Raw genomic sequence first — 14,857 nt, forward strand, 5'->3', positions numbered from 1 at the left:
TTAAGGACCTTTATGATAAAATTTTACATCCATTTTATCATAAAAAAGGAATGATATGAAAATATTAGACGGTAAAAAATTATCTGAAAAAATAAAAGAAGAAGTAAAAAAAGAAGTAGAAGAGTTAAAAAAAGAGGGAATTGTTCCGGGGCTTGCGGTTATTTTGGTAGGTAAAGACCCGGCAAGTCAGACATATGTAAGAATGAAAAAAAATGCATGTGAAAAAGTAGGTATGTATTCGGTTGTTCATGAATTTCCAGAAAGTATAACCGAAACAGAACTTTTGTCTACTATTGAAATGATTAATAAAAATCCCAATATTCACGGTCTTCTTATTCAACTGCCTCTTCCAAAGCATATTGATACAACAAAAGTGCTTGAAGCCGTGGCACCACAAAAAGATGTTGACGGATTTCATCCGTACAATATGGGAAGGTTGGTGGAAGGACTTGACAGTTTTGCCCCATGTACTCCTCTTGGGGTGATGGAACTATTTAAGGAATACAATATTGATTTAAAAGGAAAAGATGTCTGTGTTGTGGGGGCCAGCAACATAGTCGGTAAACCTATGTGGGCGTTATTGGTAAATGCTTGGGCTACTGTGGATATCTGTCATATAGAAACCAGAGATTTGGCTGCCCATACGAAAAGAGCCGATGTTGTAATAGTTGGGGTTGGAAAACCTGATTTAATTACGGCTGATATGGTAAAAGACGGGGCAATTGTAGTAGATATCGGAATAAATAAAGTTGACGGAAAAATAGTTGGTGATGTTGATTTTGAAAATGTAAGCAAAAAAGCTTCGTATATTACTCCGGTTCCGGGAGGAGTGGGACCTATGACTATTGCAATGCTTTTAAAAAATACAATAAAAGCTGCAAAGCTTCAAAAAGAGAATAAATGAAAGAAAAACTAAAAAAACTGTATAATTGGTCAAATACATGGACAGGTACTATTGTAATAGTTTTAATTATTATTTTCTTTTTGGCACAGGCTTTTGTGATTCCAAGCGGAAGTATGAAAAGGACTTTGCTTCCAGGTGATGCGCTTTTTGCCAAAAAATTTGCGTATGGAGTGCCAATTCCTCATATTCCCTGGCTTGAAATTCCTCTTTTGCCTGATTTCAGGGGAGATGGCCATTTAATTGACGGGCCTAAACCTAAAAGGGGGGATATTGTAATTTTCCGTTATCCTGTAAATCCTAAAATGCATTTTGTTAAAAGATGTGTGGCTGTTGGTGGTGATAAATTAATGGTCAGAAATAAAGATTTATATATTAGAATTCAAAACAATGATGAAAAAACAAAAGAATTTGCAAAAAAAATGAAAGCTGATATTGCGACAATAAATGGGGAAATCTGGGTAAAAAATCCATATATGAAACAACATCTGGGAATTCACCACGATCCAAAAGTTGACTTTCCAGAAGAAGTTATAAATTACGGGCCTATAATTGTGCCTAAGGGGCAGTTTTTTATGATGGGAGATAACAGAGACCATAGTGACGACAGCAGGTTTTGGGGTCCTGTGCCTTATAAACTTATAGTTGGAAAACCTTGGTTTATATATATGAGCTGGGATGAAAATTATACAATAAGATGGCATAGAGTCGGAATGACTGTTGATGAAATAGAAAAAGAACTGAGAGTTGGTAAAAAGCCTTATTTAACTTACGGATGCAAAACAAATGAAAAATGAAAAGTTAAAAGTGAAAAATTATGGAATATGTTATTAAATATACTGCTTTAATTTTGGCTTTTTTAATTGCAGTTATCGGACATGAAATAATGCACGGGCTTGTGGCCAGATATTATGGAGACGAGACTGCAAGGAGGGAAGGAAGGCTCTCACTTAATCCTGTAAAACATATTGACCCTTTTGGAAGTATAGTTTTTCCAATCCTGCTTTTTTTATCTCAAAAACTTGCAGGTGTAAATGATCCGATAATTTTTGGATGGGCAAAACCTGTGCCTGTCAATATATTTAAAGTTGTGGAAAACGGTGGATATATAGGGGCTTTTAATGTTTCAATTGCAGGTGTTACATATAATTTTGTTTTGGCTTTTATAGCTTCTGCGTTAATTGGTTTTTTTGATTTTCATACAGTGTTTGGTGCTTTTATGTTTTTATTTTTATATTATTTAATTGTGGTAAATGTTGTTTTGGGAGTATTTAATTTAATTCCGGTGCCTCCACTTGACGGGGCTAATGCACTTAAATATCTTTCACTACAGTTTAAAATATACGGAGTTGCAAAATTTTATAATAAAATTGAACCTTACGGGATGATAATTTTGTTAATTATTCTTTTTACACCTCTTGCCAATTATTTTTTTTATCCAGCAGAGGTTATTATAAGCTGGCTTTTGCATTAATGGAAAATTGAAAATGTAGAATGGATAATTGAGTTAAAATCTTTAATTTTCTATTTTCCATTATACATTATCCATTATTTTTTAAACCAGCTTTTAACTTTTTCTATTGCTTCTTCTAAAATGTTTTTGTGTTCTTTTACCTCTTTTCCAAAGCTTTTATGAAGTTTTTCAAGAAGTTCTTTTTGTTCATCGGTTAGCCTGTTTGGATAGACTATGTTAATAATCGCTATTAAATCGCCTTTATATCCTGTATTCGGATCCGGTATCCCTTCACCTCTAAATATAATTTTTGTTTTATCTTTTGTACCGGGTTTTATTTCTATCTCTTTTTCACCCGATAAAGTTGGAATCTTAACTGAATCTCCTAAAATTGCACTTGTGAAAAATACAGGGACTTCAACAATTAAATTATTTCCTTTTCTTTTAAATATTTTAGATTCTTTTACTTTAAAAATTAAATATAAATCACCCCTGTAGCCGCCTCTTGTTTCATTCCCCCTGCCTGCAATTCTCATTCTCATTCCATTGTCTACGCCGGCAGGAATATCTATTTTAACACTCTCTTCTTTTACAATATATCCCCTGCCTTTACACTCACTACATTTTTTCTTAATAATATAACCTTTTCCCTGACACTCTGGGCAGGTTTGTGAAATTCTCATAAAACCGTTTCCCATTATCACCTGACCGCGTCCGTGACAAACAGGGCATGTTTCTTTTTCTTCAGCCCCGCTTCCTTTACATTTAGGACAAATAGAAAAATATGTGGTTTTAATTTCTTTGCTTACTCCGTAAACCGCTTCTTCAAAATCAAGTGTAACTTCAATGGCTTTGTCTATGTCATAAGGGAGGGGTTCTTCCCCCCTTCCTCCAAATCCTCCGCCGAAAATATCATTAAACATATCGAATATATCACTGAAATCAAAATCTGTCTTATATCCCCTGCCTTCTAGCCCCTCTTTTCCGTATCTGTCATAAACGGCTCTTTTTTCTTCATCGCTTAAAACCTGATAGGCTTCGTTTATTAATTTAAATTTTTCTTCCGCCTCTTTGTCTCCCGGGTTTCTGTCAGGGTGGTATTTCATCGCAAGTTTTCTGTAGGCTTTTTTAATTTCAACGGCACTGGCTGTTCTGCTGACACCTAAAATTTCATAATAATCCAATATGCTCCTCCTCTTTTTTTGTGTAATTATACCTTTATTTATGTTAAAATTCATTTAAAAAAGGCCAACAATGTATGAGATAAATAAAAGCGAACTTGATGAATTATTAAAAAGGCATAAATTAACCAAAGAAGACTATGAGCATATTGTAACAATTCTTGGAAGAGAACCGAATTTAGTTGAGCTTGGGATATTCAGTGCAATGTGGAGTGAACACTGTTCTTATAAGTCAAGTAAATGTTATTTAAAAGGTTTTCCTACAAAAGCTCCTTGGGTAATTCAAGGACCTGGAGAAAATGCGGGTGTTATTGATATCGGCGGAAACATGGCGGCTGTATTTAAAATGGAATCACACAATCATCCAAGCTTTATAGAACCATATCAGGGAGCTGCAACAGGAGTTGGCGGAATACTTAGAGACATATTCACAATGGGTGCAAGACCGGTTGCAAATTTAAATGCCATCAGATTTGCACATATTAAAGGAAATGATGATACTGCCAAGCTTCATAGACACCTATTAAGCGGTGTGGTTGCAGGAATCGCCGGATATGGAAACTGTATAGGTGTGCCTACAATTGGAGGAGAAACTTCATTTGAAGAATGCTACAGGGGAAATATTTTGGTAAATGCCTTTGCCCTTGGTATCTGTTCCCAGGATGAAATTTTTTATGCCAAAGCCGAGGGAATCGGTAATCCTGTCATCTATGTTGGAAGCAAAACCGGGCGTGACGGACTTGGAGGGGCTGTAATGAGCAGCGACAGTTTTAAAGAAGGAGATGAAGACCAGCGCCCAACTGTTCAGGTAGGTGACCCGTTTACTGAAAAACTTTTAATGGAAGCGTGTTTGGAACTTTTTAAAACCGATTATATTGTGGGAATTCAGGATATGGGTGCTGCGGGACTTACAAGTAGCAGTTTTGAAATGGCAGGAAAAAGCGGAAGCGGGCTTAAAATGTATCTTGATAAGGTGCCGATGAGGGAAGAGGGGATGAATCCGTATGAGCTTATGCTAAGTGAATCTCAGGAGAGAATGCTTATTTGTGCTAAAAAAGGTTATGAGGATAAAATTATTGAAATATTTAAAAAATACGATCTTGATGCTGAGGTGATTGGAGAAGTTACAAACACAGGAAAAGTAGAACTTTTCTGGTATGGAGAAAAAGTTGCCGATATTCCGGTGGCTCCAATTACAGAAGAAGCTCCTGAACTTTGCCGTCCGGTAAAAGAGCCTGAATACCTTAAAACTATAAAAGATATTGAAATTCCTGAAGTTGAAGTGCAAAAAGCATTTGAAAAATTGATGGCTGAGAGTGAAGTGGTAGATAAAGCATGGATTTATGAACAGTATGATTCAATGGTACAGACAAATACAGTGGACACTAAAAGGGCTGATGGAAGTGTGATAAGGGTTAAAGAAAACGGAAAATATATAGGAATGAGTGCAGATTGTAACGCCAGATTTTGTTATATCGATCCAAAACTAGGCGCTGCGGCAGCGGTAATGGAGGCCGGAAGGAACATTGCCGTTAAAAAAATCACTCCTCTTGCCATTACAGACTGTTTAAATTACGGAAATCCTGAAAATCCTGAAATTATGTGGCAGTTTAAAGAAGGGTGTGAGGGTATTAAAGAAGCCTGTTCTGCTTTAAATACACCAGTTGTCAGTGGAAATGTTTCGCTTTATAATGAAAATGAAGGAGAGGGTATATACCCGACACCTGAAATTGCAATGGTAGGGGTAGGGGATAGTTTTAGAAGCAGTGAACTTAAAGATGAAGGGAATATTATTTATTTGCTGGGTGAGACTAAAAGTGAATTTGGGGGAAGCCTGTATTTGAAAGTATTTGCCGGTAAAGTTGCAGGGGCTCATCCGGAAGTGGATTTTGTAAAAGAGCTTAAACTCTGGCGTGTGCTTCAAAGTGATTTAATTGAAAGTGCAAAGGATATAAGCACAGGAGGACTTGCAATTGCTGCTTATAAATGGGCATGTGTAAGCAATAAAGGTCTTGAAATTAATGTAAATGTTGATAAAGACATTGATATATTCAGTGAGAGTTTAAGCAGGGCTTTTGTGGAGATTCAACCTCAGAATGCTGAAAATTTTGAAAAGCTATGTGATACTATAGGGCTTAAATATGAAAAAGTCGGCACTGTCGGAGGGGATAAAATTAGAATTAACAATGTAGAAATTAATTTAAATAAAGCTAAAGATATTTATTTTAATACCTTTCCTAAAATTATGAGAAATGAGATAGACTTTGCCGATGAAATTTAAGGCAATTTATGGAATTTAGATATATAGGAAGAAGCGGTCTTAGGGTTAGTGTTCTGTGTCTTGGGACAATGACGTTTGGCTCAACTACGGATAAAAAAGAAGCTTTTAAAATTTTAGACAAAGCATATGATAGCGGTATAAATTTTATTGATACGGCTGAATTATACCCGGTGCCTCCGGAAGAAAAATATGCTGGAGTTACTGAGAAAATAATAGGTGAATGGTTAAAAACCAAACCACGTGATAGTATAATATTGGCTTCTAAAGTTGCCGGTGCTGCAAGCGGATGGTATATTCCGCCAATCCGCCATGGTCTTACCGCAATGGACAGGTTTCATATAAAAAAAGCTGTTGAAGGCAGTTTAAAAAGACTAGGTACTGATTATATCGATCTTTACCAGCAGCACTGGCCGGATAGGGTAGTTCCTGTTGAAGAGACAATGAGGGCTTTTGATGAGCTGGTTAGAGAAGGAAAAGTCAGATATATCGGGACTTCAAATGACAGTGCTTACGGACTTACAAAAGCAAACACTGTTGCAAAATATGAAAACCTCTCAAGATTTGAGAGTATCCAGAATAATTTCAGTGTGCTAAATCCCAGGTTTTTTGACGAACTTGAATATGCATGCAGAAAAGAACAAGTCTCACTTCTTCCTTATTCCCCGATTGCTGGGGGAATTTTAAGCGGGAAATACAATACATCAAATCCGCCAAAAGATGCCAGGTTTATGTTTTATTTAAATTATCCAAATAGTAGGGTCAGAAATCATGCAAAAAGATTTTATAATAAAAAAACATTAAAAGCCACTGAAAAGTTTTTAGAAATTGCAAAAAAATATGATATCCATCCTGTTACTTTGGCAGTTGCGTATTCAAAACATTTTGATTTTGTTGCATCTACAATTATAGGCGCTAGAAAATCAGAGCAGCTTGAACCCTCACTTAAAGCCGCTGAAATTAAATTAAACAGGGAAATTTTAAAGGATATAAAAAAAATCCAAGAAGAAATTATTTATCCTATGGGATGAATTTTAATTGTTTTTGAGTTTATCTAAACATTTGCTTACTGCAAAACCGATTAATTTTTTTGCTTTTTCTTTGTCTTGAGAAGCTGTAATAAATTCATTTAATGTATATCTGTTTTCAATTGCATTCAATGTGCATATGCAATAATTTTCAATATTTTTATTTTGAATACATCCTTTCAAATAATTGTATTCTACTATAATTGGATATCTTGCCGCAAAAAGTAATCCTGTCATACTTAATAAAGCTAATATTTTTTTCATTTTTTTCCTTTTTATCTAATATTAACATAAATTATATTAAAAATTTTCTTTTTCAAAAAATTTTCTTATTTTAGGCAGCAGTTTCTTTTCTATTTCTTTATATGTTTTTTGAAACTCGCGGTAATCTTTTCCGTCCGGGTCCTCAAAACCCGTATGAATTTTAGGCACGTGTTTTGGAAAAACAGGGCATGTTTCTTTTGCCTTGTCGCAGACTGTAACAACCAAATCAAAGTCTTCATTTATTATATCATCTAAATGTTTCGAATAATATTTATTATTCCATATTCCATATTCTTTTAAAACTTTTTTTGCATTTGGATTTACTTTTCCTGCAGGTTTTGTGCCTGCACTTTTGGCTTCAATCCCTTCAAGTTTTGCATTTACAAGAGCTTCTGCAATTATACTTCTGCAGCTGTTTCCTGTGCACATAATTAAAACTTTTTTCATTATTATCCTTTAAATTAAAGTCAAAAGTACTATTAAAAGTACTATAGGTGTAATTATAATTGCGAATTTTATATATTCTTTAAAAGTTATATTAATTCCTTTTTGTTTAGCTATGTGGAGTAATAGTAAAGTTGACAGACTTCCAAAAGGTGTCATTTTAGGACCAATATTTGCACCGATTATATTTGCATAAATCATAGCTTCGTTTCCTATACTTTTAAGTGAAATATCCATAATTATAACTGTCGGTAAATTGTTCATTACTGCACTTAAAATTCCTGAAATAAATCCGGTTGCAATGATTGCTAAATTTTTGTTTATTTGTAAAATTTCTTTTAATATTACGGTTAGGTAATCGGTAAGACCTTCATTTTTAAGACCATAAACTATAATAAAAAGCCCGATACTAAACCATATAATCTGCCATGGTGCTGTTTTAATTATTTCTTTTGTATTTACAATTTTTTGAGAAATTAAAAGAAATATCATTGCTCCGCCAAATGCAAAAAAAGATATAGGTATGTGATAAATATCACTTATAAAATAGCTAATTAATAATAAACCTAAAAAAAACCAGGAAATTTTAAATAATTTTTTATCTTTTATTACACTGTTTTCATTCGGTAAAAGATTGATATTTATTTTTTTTGGGATATTTTTTTTAAAGAAAATCCAAAGAATAAAAGTGGAGGAAATTGTACTTAGAATATACGGAAAAACCATATTTGAAAAATATTTAATAAATCCTATATGAAAATAATCAGCAGTAATTATATTTGTCAGATTTGAAAATTCAAATGGTAATGAGGCAGCATCGCTTATAAATCCTCCTGCAAGTAAAAATGAAATAATTGTTTTTATATTGAGTTTAAGCATTTTAAGTTTTGAAAGAAGTATTGGAGTTAGAATCAGTGCAGCACCGTCATTTGCAAAAAAAGCTGCAACAATGCTTCCTAAAATTATAGAATTAACAAACAGTAAATTTCCGCTTCCGCGTGATAGTTTTGCTATTTTTATTGCAGTATATTCAAAAAATCCGTTTTTTTCCAAAACGGTTGAGAGAATTATTATTCCAATAAAAGCAAGTGTAGCATCCCAGACTATTTTTATGATTTCAATTACATCATTAAAATTAACTAATCCTAAAATAAGAGTTGCAGTTGCTCCAATTATTGCGCTGGTGCCAATTTGTAAGCCTTTTGGCTGCCAAAGGATTAAAATGAGTGTAATTAAAAAAATAGAAAGTGCTAAAATCATTAAATCTTCTTATATATATTATGAATTTGTTTTGTAATTTTTCTGTGAGTAATTTTTCTTAAAACAAATTCAATTGCAAAAGCAAAAATAAAGCTAGCTGTTAAATACCAAACTATACTGATGTCCTTTTTCGTATTATAATAAATTGTCAGTATTACAACTAAAAACATTAAGAAAAATGCTAAAAATATCAAATATTTATTTGCATCAGTTCTATGATAAAGTTTTAAATGCCCTAAATGGACAATTCCTTGAATAATTAATACACTTAAAGCCGCAACTGTTGTAATTTCAGTTAAATTTAAAAACAGAATTAAAGGAATAATTAGAATAACACTAATTAAAAGTCCTTCGGTTGAATGAAAGACATTATATTCATATTCTTTTGGCAATTCTCCGTTTTTTGCCAAATCATAACTTATCTGGGTTGCTGCATATAGAGAAGCGTTTATTGCACTTGCAGTGGAAATAAGGGCAGTTATTGCCATAATTTTGAATCCAAGTTCACCTAAAAGAGGTTTGGCAGCAAGGGCTAGGGCATAATCTTTTGCTTTTATAACTTTGTCTAATGATAAATTTCCTAATACTGCAATACTTATTGCCACATATAAAACCATTACTATTAATACAGCTAAGAGCATTGCTTTTAGCATATTTTTTTTCGGGTTTTCCATATCTTCAACGGTATTTGTAATTACACTAAATCCCTGATATGCAAAAAAAGTAAGACCTACTGCAAAAAATATATTAATAAGAGGAGGAGTATTTTTCAAGGAGAGATATTCTGGCTTTATGGTAAAAAAAGCTAAAATAGTAAAAATCACGAGGACTGAAAGTTTAATAATTACTATTATATTTTCACTTTTGGCAACTACACTTGCGCCTATCAGATTTATTATTGTAAAAAATGCAATAATTCCGAGGGCAAATGAATTAATAGAGAAAGTTGATGAATAACCAAAAAGCCTTGCCCCGTATTCCCCAAAACTTTTAGCAACAGCTGCAATAGCAATAAGCTGGGCAAAATAAAACATAACACTCATAGCGCCTGAAAATATGTTTACATCATATTCTTGGACTAAATATTCAACTATTCCACCGCGGGATGGATAACGCAGAGCCAGTTTTGCGAGGGAATAACCGCTAAGAAGTGCAATTATTCCGCCTATTACAAATGAAAGCCATACAATATTTCCTGCAATGCTTCCTGCTTCTCCTATAACTATAAAAATACCAGCTCCAACCATCGAACCTATACCTAAAAATACCGCACTCCAAAGCCCAAAAGCTTTATTTTTCATAGATATATTTTTTCCCCTTCTTCTACAATATGGGCTTTTTTATTCATTTCGTTTAATATTACAGATTTAAAAATTACCTGCTTGTCATATTCTCCGTGAATTAAAAACACTCTGTCAAGTTTTTTATATTTTTCCATCCATTCTAACAATTCCCTTTGGTCTGCATGTGCTGAAAATCCGTTAATTGTATAAATTTTACTTTTTACAATTATATCTTCGTGAAATATTCTTATATATTTTGCCCCGTCAATTATTTCTCTTCCAAGTGTGCCAACAGCCTGATATCCGACAAAAATAACCGCATTTCTAGGATTCCAGATTCTGTGTTTAAAATGATGAAGAATTCTTCCGCCGTTGCACATTCCGCTTCCGGCAATAATAACTGCACCTCTTTCAATATCATTTATTTTTTTTGATTCTTCAACATCTTTTACCAGTCGTAATTGCTTAAATTCAAATGGATGGTTTTTATATTTTTGACATTCTTTTTTTAGTAATTTGTCCCACTTTCTGTAAACAGCTGTGACTTTACTTGCCATTGGGGAATCTAAAAATACTTTTGCATGTTTTGGAAGTGATTTTTCCAAACTCATTTCTTTTAAAATACATAAAAGCTGCTGGGCTCTTTCAATTGCAAATGTCGGAATCATTACATTTCCACCGTTCATCAGGGTTTCGATTATTGCTTTTTTGAATTCGATTTTACTTTCTTCAAAACTTTTGTGAAGTCTGTCACCATAAGTTGATTCTATAAATAAAGCATCTGCAAAGCTCGGATTTTGAAGAGGAGGTAAAATATTATTATTTTTATTTCCGACATCTCCACTGAAAACCACTCTTTTTTTAATTCCGAATTCTTCAAAATCAAATTCAATAAAAGCACTTCCTAATATATGTCCGGCATCTTTATAAGTAACTCTTAGATTTTTAAATTTAAAAGGTTTGTTGTAATCAACTTTTACTTTTTTCATTTTTTTAAATATTTTTTTTACATCATCAACTGTGTAAAGAGGTTTTCTGATTAGATTCTCTTTTCCTTTTCTCTGGGCTTTTTTAAATTTTGTCTGATAATCTTCTTCCTGGAGTTTCGCAGCATCAAGTAAAACTATCTTTGCAATATCAAATGTTGCAGGATGGGCAAAAACTTTTCCTTCAAATCCATATTTGTAAAGTAGAGGGATTCTTCCTACATGGTCTAAATGTCCATGAGTAAGAAATAGGGCATCAACTTCTTTTGGATTAAATCCGAGTGGCTCGAAATTTTTATATTCATCTTTTCCTTGAAACATTCCTGCATCTATTAAAACTCTGCTTTTTATTGTATCAAGAAGGTGCATAGAACCGGTTACAACTTTTGCAGCTCCGTGTGATTCTTCATAAGGTTGTTTTTGTACTATCATTTGTTTTCCATTTCAGCTATATCTTTTATGATTTTTAATACACTGTCAGGATTTAGGCTCATACTTTCAATTCCAATTTTAACCAAAAATTCGGCAAAATCAGGATGATCACTTGGGGCTTGACCGCAAAGTCCGTTATATTTATTAGCTCTTTTAGCACCTTCAACAGCCATTTTTACCATGGTTTTTACACCTTCATCTCTTTCATCATAATCAAATGCTACTATTTCACTGTCTCTATCTACTCCAAGAGTAAGTTGTGTTAAGTCATTTGTACCAATACTGATTCCATCATAAATTTCAAGGAATTTATCTATTAAAATTACATTGTTTGGAATTTCACACATCATATAAACCTCAACATCTCCTAGACCGTTTTCTATTAAAGTCTCTTTTACTCTTTTCGCTTCATCTATTCTTCTGCAAAATGGAATCATTAAGACAATATTATCAAATCCCATTTTCTCAATAGCTCTTTTCATGGCTTTACATTCAAGCTCAAATCCTTCTTTATAGTTTGGATGTGTGTATCTTGCAGCTCCACGGAAACCTAGCATCGGGTTATCTTCAACTGGCTCAAAATGTCTTCCACCAAGTAAATTTGCATATTCATTTGATTTAAAATCACTCATTCTTACAATACATTTTTTCGGATATACGCTGGCTGCAAGAGTAGCTGCACCTTCGCTTAGTGTTTTTACAAAAAAGTCTTCCGCATCTCCGTCAAACGGAAAAGCAAGCTCATCAATCAATGCCTTTTCAGTTTCACTTAGCATTTCAGGATGTTTTATAGCCATAGGGTGGGCTTTGATGTAATTTGTAATAATAAATTCCATTCTGGCAAGTCCTATACCATCAACAGGGAGTTTTGCAAGTGAAAAGGCAAGTTCTGGATTTCCGAGGTTCATCATAATTTTTGTTTTAGGACGTGGAAGTTTTGAAATATCTATTTTTTCAATTTCATATTTTAATATTCCATCATAAACCTTTCCAACTTCCCCCTCGGCACAGCTGACAGTGACAGGCTGTCCATCTTTTAATATTCTTGTGGCATTTTTTGCCCCAACAACTGCCGGTTTCCCAAGTTCCCTACTTACAATTGCCGCATGACAGGTCCTACCTCCTGTTTCTGTTACAATTGCGCTTGCTTTTTTCATTACAGGTTCCCAGTCTGGAGAAGTGGTAGGGGCTACAAGTACATCACCTTCATTGAATTTTTCAGCTTCGGCCATAGAATGCATAATACAAACTTTTCCAGCCCCGATTTTTTCACCTACTGCATTTCCTGTAAGAAGAACTTTTCCTTTTTCAAGAAGTTTATAAATTTCAAATTCAGTAACTTTTTCTTGTGAATGGACTGTCTCAGGTCTTGCCTGAACCATATATAATCTATTATCAATCCCGTCTTTTGCCCATTCCATATCCATAGGAGTATAATGACCGTTTACTTCGGAATAGTGCTCTTCTATTTTTATAGCCCAGTCTGCTAATGTTAAAACATCTTCATCAGATATTGCAAATCTCATTCTTTTTTCAATAGGGGTTTTAAGGTTTTTTGTAAACTGTTCTGCAAGATTGGCCTGATTTAGGGTGTCACTGAAGACCATCATTTTTTCTTTATCGCCAAGTTTTCTTTTTAAAACGGCTCTATATCCTTTTTTAAAAGTTGGTTTATGTACAAAAAAGCTATCAGGATTAATAGTTCCCTGAACTACGTTTTCCCCAAGTCCCCAGGCTGCATTTATAAATACAACATCTCTAAACCCTGTTTCTGTATCAAGTGAAAACATAACACCACTGCTTCCAAGGTCGCTTCTTACCATTTTCATAATTGTAACTGAGAGATAAACTTTAAGCGGGTTAAAGTTATGGGTATATTTATAACTGATACTTCTGTCTGTAAAATTAGAAGCGATACACATTTTATAAGCCCATAAAACATTTTCATCACCTTTAATATTTAAGTATGTTTCATTTTGTCCTGCAAATGAAGCTGTCGGGCTATCCTCAGCAGTAGCCGAACTTCTAACTGCCAAACTCACATCTTTACCGTATTCAACTTGGAGTTTATGATAATTATCTAAAATTTCGTTTTTTAAATCCTCAGGAATTTCAGCTTTCATTATAAGTTCTCTTGCAGTTTTTCCAACTCTTTTAAGTTCATCTATATCATCAGGATTAAAATTTTCAAATAAATGTTTTAGTGATTCCCATAAATTATTTTTATCCAAATAATGTTTATAAGCTGTAGCGGTTACTGCAAATCCGTTTGGAACATTTACTCCAAGAGGAGTTAAGTGATTATACATTTCACCTAAACTTGCATTTTTACCCCCGACTTCATCCACATCTTTTATCCCGATTTCTTTAAACCATTTTATAAATTTACTCATTTTTGGCTCCTTAAAATTTTTAGCGCATCTTCAAGCGTTTTATTTTCACATGTAATTGCATAAATGGCATTTGCCATTTTTATAGCTTCGTTTAATTCTCTTTGATGAATGTTTCTGCCTGTACCGTTTCCTCTGGCTCCGCCTATATGGATCTGTTCGTATAATTCTTTTAAGAAAGCCTCTTCATCTATTTTTTTACCGCCTTCACACAATATTCCCGTATTTCCTGCAGCCTGCACGGCTTCTTTTAACAGTTCAGGTTTAAATTCTCCGTTTTTTAAAGGCACTTTTACTTTTGCAAAATCAGCCCCAAGACACGTTGCAACTCCTGCAGCTCCTGCTATTAAATGAGGGTCGTGTTCATCTTTTATGAATTTTCCTTTCGGATACATCCAAAGAACCGCTATCATTGCATTTTTATGGGCCGCGTTAACTATTTTTGCAGCTTCACTTAACATTTCTCTTTCATATTCGCTGCCTAAATATACAGTATACCCCACACCTTTTATATTAATGCCCATATCATTTTTAAATTCAATCACATCTTTCATATCAACCATCTGTTTCGAGTAAGGATCTTTTGCCGAGTAAGGAATTATGTTTGTTTTTGAATTTAATTTTATTAAGTATGGAACATCAGGATAAAGATTTGCATACCGGGTAATAAGTCCAAACTGAGTGGCAAATACGCTTATTTTTGCATTTGCAGCTATTTTAAAAAGATGTTCAGGACTGTTGTCATCTTCCGCTATGCCATCTCCGTAAAAATCATTGTTTAAATGTTCAATTTTCTGGTCGCCCGCAAAAAGCATAAGTCTTCCGGTATTATTGGTGATTTCTAAAAAATTTTTTAAAAATTCCTCTCTTTTACCTATCGGCACATCTGCCGGGATATATTTTTTCATTTCCATTTCCTTAAAAGTTTTATTTATTGTAACGCTTTTTTTCTTAACT

13 protein-coding genes are annotated in these 14,857 nt (G+C 33.6%); 5 read left to right on the plus strand and 8 right to left on the minus strand.

Annotation, left to right across the window (positions count from 1 at the left end):
* The first annotated feature begins 55 nt into the window (after positions 1 to 55).
* From folD to LNAT_RS03690, 3 genes are read left to right on the plus strand one after another with little or no spacing between them, the layout of a single operon-like run.
* Entirely contained in the window at positions 56 to 904 is an 849-nt protein-coding gene (folD, locus tag LNAT_RS03680; RefSeq protein WP_096258563.1) for a bifunctional methylenetetrahydrofolate dehydrogenase/methenyltetrahydrofolate cyclohydrolase FolD, read from the plus strand.
* Positions 901 to 1,698 carry a signal peptidase I gene (lepB, locus tag LNAT_RS03685; protein ID WP_096258564.1) on the plus strand — a complete coding sequence of 266 codons (798 nt, stop codon included), beginning with the start codon at positions 901 to 903 and terminating at the stop codon, positions 1,696 to 1,698. The genes folD and lepB overlap by 4 nt, the downstream gene beginning before the upstream one ends.
* A 20-nt stretch (positions 1,699 to 1,718) precedes the next feature.
* On the plus strand, positions 1,719 to 2,375 hold the full coding sequence (locus tag LNAT_RS03690) for a site-2 protease family protein (RefSeq protein ID WP_096258565.1): 657 nt from the start codon (positions 1,719 to 1,721) through the stop codon (positions 2,373 to 2,375).
* A gap of 74 nt (positions 2,376 to 2,449) precedes the next feature.
* Here the strand turns inward: LNAT_RS03690 and dnaJ are convergent, their stop codons facing one another.
* A complete protein-coding gene (gene dnaJ / locus LNAT_RS03695; RefSeq protein ID WP_096258566.1) occupies positions 2,450 to 3,538 on the minus strand; it encodes a molecular chaperone DnaJ in 1,089 nt (362 codons plus the stop codon).
* A gap of 70 nt (positions 3,539 to 3,608) precedes the next feature.
* Here dnaJ and purL point away from each other — a divergent pair, with 70 nt between their 5' ends.
* On the plus strand, positions 3,609 to 5,816 hold the full coding sequence (gene purL, locus LNAT_RS03700; RefSeq protein WP_096258567.1) for a phosphoribosylformylglycinamidine synthase subunit PurL: 2,208 nt from the start codon (positions 3,609 to 3,611) through the stop codon (positions 5,814 to 5,816).
* An 8-nt stretch (positions 5,817 to 5,824) separates the two neighbouring features.
* A complete protein-coding gene (locus LNAT_RS03705) occupies positions 5,825 to 6,844 on the plus strand; it encodes an aldo/keto reductase (protein ID WP_096258568.1) in 1,020 nt (339 codons plus the stop codon).
* A 3-nt stretch (positions 6,845 to 6,847) separates the two neighbouring features.
* On the opposite strand, the gene LNAT_RS03710 is transcribed toward LNAT_RS03705, so the two are convergent.
* The 7 genes from LNAT_RS03710 to LNAT_RS03740 are packed head-to-tail and all read right to left on the minus strand — an operon-like array spanning position 6,848 to position 14,808.
* A complete protein-coding gene (locus LNAT_RS03710) occupies positions 6,848 to 7,105 on the minus strand; it encodes a hypothetical protein (RefSeq protein ID WP_096258569.1) in 258 nt (85 codons plus the stop codon).
* A 36-nt stretch (positions 7,106 to 7,141) separates the two neighbouring features.
* The gene (locus LNAT_RS03715; RefSeq protein WP_096258570.1) at positions 7,142 to 7,552 is read right to left on the minus strand and encodes an arsenate reductase ArsC; all 411 of its coding nucleotides are present in this window, start codon (positions 7,550 to 7,552) and stop codon (positions 7,142 to 7,144) included.
* A 9-nt stretch (positions 7,553 to 7,561) separates the two neighbouring features.
* A complete protein-coding gene (arsB, locus tag LNAT_RS03720; RefSeq protein WP_096258571.1) occupies positions 7,562 to 8,809 on the minus strand; it encodes an arsenical efflux pump membrane protein ArsB in 1,248 nt (415 codons plus the stop codon).
* Positions 8,809 to 10,110, minus strand: a complete 1,302-nt coding sequence (locus LNAT_RS03725) for an APC family permease (RefSeq protein ID WP_096258572.1) — start codon at positions 10,108 to 10,110, stop codon at positions 8,809 to 8,811. Before LNAT_RS03725 ends, arsB begins: the two co-directional genes overlap by 1 nt.
* On the minus strand, positions 10,107 to 11,510 hold the full coding sequence (locus LNAT_RS03730) for an MBL fold metallo-hydrolase RNA specificity domain-containing protein (protein WP_096258573.1): 1,404 nt from the start codon (positions 11,508 to 11,510) through the stop codon (positions 10,107 to 10,109). The genes LNAT_RS03725 and LNAT_RS03730 overlap by 4 nt, the downstream gene beginning before the upstream one ends.
* Entirely contained in the window at positions 11,507 to 13,903 is a 2,397-nt protein-coding gene (gene ppsA, locus LNAT_RS03735; protein ID WP_096258574.1) for a phosphoenolpyruvate synthase, read from the minus strand. The genes LNAT_RS03730 and ppsA overlap by 4 nt, the downstream gene beginning before the upstream one ends.
* Positions 13,900 to 14,808: a beta/alpha barrel domain-containing protein gene (locus LNAT_RS03740; RefSeq protein WP_172413490.1), complete on the minus strand. Its 909-nt coding sequence runs from the start codon at positions 14,806 to 14,808 to the stop codon at positions 13,900 to 13,902. The genes ppsA and LNAT_RS03740 overlap by 4 nt, the downstream gene beginning before the upstream one ends.
* Positions 14,809 to 14,857 lie beyond the last annotated feature (49 nt).

Origin of the sequence: Lebetimonas natsushimae, from assembly GCF_002335445.1 — a bacterium.
Taxonomy (GTDB): Bacteria; Campylobacterota; Campylobacteria; order Campylobacterales; family Nautiliaceae; genus Lebetimonas; species Lebetimonas natsushimae.

Bases quoted from the DNA above. Each gene is read 5' to 3' on its own strand.
- folD (WP_096258563.1), top strand. From the start codon at position 56: ATGAAAATATTAGACGGTAAAAAATTATCTGAAAAAATAAAAGAAGAA.
- lepB (WP_096258564.1), top strand. From the start codon at position 901: ATGAAAGAAAAACTAAAAAAACTGTATAATTGGTCAAATACATGGACA.
- LNAT_RS03690 (WP_096258565.1), top strand. From the start codon at position 1,719: ATGGAATATGTTATTAAATATACTGCTTTAATTTTGGCTTTTTTAATT.
- purL (WP_096258567.1), top strand. From the start codon at position 3,609: ATGTATGAGATAAATAAAAGCGAACTTGATGAATTATTAAAAAGGCAT.
- LNAT_RS03705 (WP_096258568.1), top strand. From the start codon at position 5,825: ATGGAATTTAGATATATAGGAAGAAGCGGTCTTAGGGTTAGTGTTCTG.
- LNAT_RS03710 (WP_096258569.1), bottom strand. From the start codon at position 7,105: ATGAAAAAAATATTAGCTTTATTAAGTATGACAGGATTACTTTTTGCG.
- LNAT_RS03715 (WP_096258570.1), bottom strand. From the start codon at position 7,552: ATGAAAAAAGTTTTAATTATGTGCACAGGAAACAGCTGCAGAAGTATA.
- arsB (WP_096258571.1), bottom strand. From the start codon at position 8,809: ATGATTTTAGCACTTTCTATTTTTTTAATTACACTCATTTTAATCCTT.
- LNAT_RS03725 (WP_096258572.1), bottom strand. From the start codon at position 10,110: ATGAAAAATAAAGCTTTTGGGCTTTGGAGTGCGGTATTTTTAGGTATA.
- LNAT_RS03730 (WP_096258573.1), bottom strand. From the start codon at position 11,510: ATGATAGTACAAAAACAACCTTATGAAGAATCACACGGAGCTGCAAAA.
- ppsA (WP_096258574.1), bottom strand. From the start codon at position 13,903: ATGAGTAAATTTATAAAATGGTTTAAAGAAATCGGGATAAAAGATGTG.
- LNAT_RS03740 (WP_172413490.1), bottom strand. From the start codon at position 14,808: ATGAAAAAATATATCCCGGCAGATGTGCCGATAGGTAAAAGAGAGGAA.